Origin of the sequence: Terriglobus sp. YAF25 (assembly GCF_052113305.1) — a bacterium.
In the GTDB taxonomy this organism is placed as follows: domain Bacteria; phylum Acidobacteriota; class Terriglobia; order Terriglobales; family Acidobacteriaceae; genus Terriglobus.
This window is the reverse complement of sequence record NZ_JBFRCY010000680.1, coordinates 1-2,501: the sequence shown is the minus strand read 5'-3', so window position 1 is coordinate 2,501 and position 2,501 is coordinate 1. Positions and strand designations below refer to the sequence as shown.

Annotated in this window: 3 protein-coding genes; all 3 read left to right on the top strand. The window is 54.8% G+C overall.

What is annotated here, in order from left to right; all coding sequences use genetic code 11:
* On the top strand, positions 1–421 hold a 421-nt coding region (locus AB4043_RS22260; RefSeq protein WP_442308125.1), incomplete at its 5' end, for a hypothetical protein.
* Positions 418–1,827, top strand: coding sequence for an O-antigen ligase family protein (locus AB4043_RS22255; protein ID WP_442299044.1), 1,410 nt, complete (start codon positions 418–420; stop codon positions 1,825–1,827). The genes AB4043_RS22260 and AB4043_RS22255, both read left to right, overlap by 4 nt.
* On the top strand, positions 1,824–2,501 hold a 678-nt coding region (locus AB4043_RS22250; protein ID WP_442308124.1), incomplete at its 3' end, for a glycosyltransferase. The genes AB4043_RS22255 and AB4043_RS22250, both read left to right, overlap by 4 nt.

The window sequence follows — 2,501 nt, the reverse complement described above, 5'->3', positions numbered from 1 at the left end:
GATCAACATCGCGTTGAACCTGTACCTGGTCCCACGGTTCGGGCTTATGGGAGCCGCGTTCGCCACGCTTCTCGGCTATATCGCAATGGTGGCCAGCCTCATCATCATCAATAGAAATATCCTGCCGCTCACACCGAACGCTTCACTCATCCTGAGCGGCGTTGCGGCGGTGGCTCTTGCATATCCTCTTCCATCTCTTACTACGTTTCATCTGCCAGTTGTCACGCTTCTGGCACGGCTCGCCGGCTACACCCTCGTTTTCCTTACGAGCATGCTAGCCATCTCTTCCGGCTTCCGAACACTCATGCTTACCGCATGGAGGCGGGCGGGGTCTAGATTCGCCTTTCGCAGCCACACCGCAAAGGCCGAAATCATCGAGGAGTGTGAGACGTCAAACGCTGGCCAAGGAGTATCCCAATGATCCTCGCTGACCTGGATCCATCGACAACGATAGGAGTACGCAGCATCCTCCTCTATGCGTCAGTTGTAATTGGCGCACTCCTTACCCTTGCGTGGCGATCGGAGATCGGGATCTATGCCCTTACGGTTCTGCTTCCCCTGCAAACAACCCGGTATCACCTGCATGCGTTTCCGCTCGGCTCCAAGATCGTCGACATCCTGCTGCTCTGTGTATTAATTGGCACCGTGATACGCCCGCAGTCCAAGCTTGCCTACCGCCCACGTATCGTAATTTTTTTCGCGTGTCTAGCGATCTTCTATTTCCTGTCCCTATGGCGAGGAGCATTTTACCTCGGCGGAGATTTCCCCATCTGGTTTTCGGACCATCGTCTCGTCGATTACAAAAACTTCATCGTCATGCCAGTCCTGGCCTTCGCGGTTGTCCGTACTATTCGGACCAAACGACAGATCCTCACAATCGTTGTTCTGTGTGGCCTCACAGCGATGGTTGTTGACTGTAGTTACCTGAAATCGTCCGTTGACCGGGACTTCACGCACTACTCTGAAGAAACACGAGATGCCGGCCCTCTCGGTTACGCCGGTGAGAACGGTCTCGCCTCCTACTTGGTGGAGGCGACCGCCTTCATCCTTCCACTGATTGTCGTGAAGAAGAATCCCTGGCTCAGACTACTTGCACTTACGGTCGCCGTAGCGAATACGGTTTGCCTTCTGTTCTCCTATTCGCGCGAAGCCTACCTGGCTCTTGCGGTCATTCTGTGTTTTCTCGCTGTTGTCAGGGTACGCGCTCTCTTCATCCCAATCCTGCTGTTGCTGCTTGGATGGCAAGCCATTCTTCCTGTAGCAGTCCGCGAGCGTATTGCCATGACCTATTCACGTCCCGACCCCGGCATGGCGGCCGAACTGGATGCTTCTGCTCAAGAGCGGGTTATGCTGTGGAGCGATGCCATGGATCTGTTTCGTCATAATCCAGTATTTGGCACAGGCTTTCTCACATATGCCGAGCTCAACCGGGTTGGCTCCTATAAAGACACTCACAATTTCTATCTGAAGATGCTTGTGGAGACCGGCCTCGTCGGCCTCTGTCTTTTCATTCTCCAACTCCTGCTGCTCTTGCGTGAAGGCATGCGGCTCTTTGCAAGAGCACGAGATTCGCTGCTGTCGCTTATTGGCCTGGGTTACGCCGCCATGATCGTAGCCGCCACCATCGTGAACCTCTTCGGGGATCGATGGGCGTTTATCCAGGTGGACTCGAACCTCTGGATCCTCCTCGGATGCGTCATCTGCGGGTCGTCCCTCGCCGCTGAAAGCCGTAAGCAGCTACAGCGTCCACAACCCTCAACAACCATCGTCAAAGCGCCATGGGCGATTCCCGCAGCCTCACTGACACATGAAAAAGTGATGTCATGACTCCCCTTACAAACAACGCGCTCCCGAAGCGGAAGATGGCCCAGTTTCCTGGAAAGGTTCAAGCAAGCACTACCGATCGCTCCATCCTCTTCCTGATCGATCAATTGACCGAGATGGGTGGGGCAGAACGGATGATGTTTGAGCTGGCAAATCGCCTGAAGAAGCTTGGATACGCGGTTTCCATCATCACCTTCCGTGAGAATCCCAGCCCGGAAGCCTATACCTATGGCATCGAGGTCATTGTGTTACCGGTTCGCTCCTGCCTTTCATGGCGAGCTATCGGCGTTGCGCGGAAGATAAGACAGATCATTCGCGAGAAAAACATTGCCATTGCACAGACCTACTTTGAAAGCTCAGACCTGTTTGGCGCCGTGGTCTGCCGGTTATCCGGAGTGCGAAAGATCTGCTCCAGCCGCCGTGACATGGGGCTTCTGAGAACTCGAAAGCATACGCTGCTCTATAAACTCTGCGCACCGCTCTACAGCCGAGTGTTCGCCGTCTCAAAACGAGTCGCGGGGTGGCATCAACAGCAGGACGCCATCGGACCGCAAAAGATGGAGGTCATCTATAACGGTGTCTACCTTGCTACCTATAACCACCGTATCGATAGAAACCGGGCGCGCAAAGCCTTCGGCATTCCCCTCGACGTCCCGGTAGTCACGACGATCGCCAAC

What these genes read in the sequence shown, in the direction of transcription:
- AB4043_RS22255 (WP_442299044.1), top strand. Translation starts at nt 418, where the DNA reads ATGATCCTCGCTGACCTGGATCCATCGACAACGATAGGAGTACGCAGC.